We start from the raw sequence: 265 nt of genomic DNA, 5'->3' as shown, positions 1-265 counted from the left end.
CAGTAAGGATGGTGGAGCTATGCGGGATCGAACCGCAGACCTCCTGCGTGCAAGGCAGGCGCTCTCCCAGCTGAGCTATAGCCCCATCGTAGTTATCTCATTCACCTTAATTCTTGCTGAGACAAGGCGTGGAACGGCGAAGCATACTGAAGTATGCGAGTCGTTTCACAACGCGGTATCAGAAAGAATTTGGTAGGCCTGAGTGGACTTGAACCACCGACCTCACCCTTATCAGGGGTGCGCTCTAACCACCTGAGCTACAAGC

Annotated in this window: 1 tRNA gene; it reads right to left on the bottom strand. The window is 53.6% G+C overall.

Annotation, left to right across the window (positions count from 1 at the left end):
* Positions 1–9 precede the first annotated feature (9 nt).
* Positions 10–85, bottom strand: a tRNA-Ala gene (locus OGY09_RS00250).
* Positions 86–265: the final 180 nt, after the last annotated feature.

Source organism: Citrobacter sp. Cpo071 (assembly GCF_030332765.1).
Lineage (GTDB): Bacteria > Pseudomonadota > Gammaproteobacteria > Enterobacterales > Enterobacteriaceae > Citrobacter > Citrobacter portucalensis.
The sequence above is the reverse complement of the archived record's forward strand: the minus strand, read 5'-3'. Positions and strand labels throughout refer to the sequence as shown.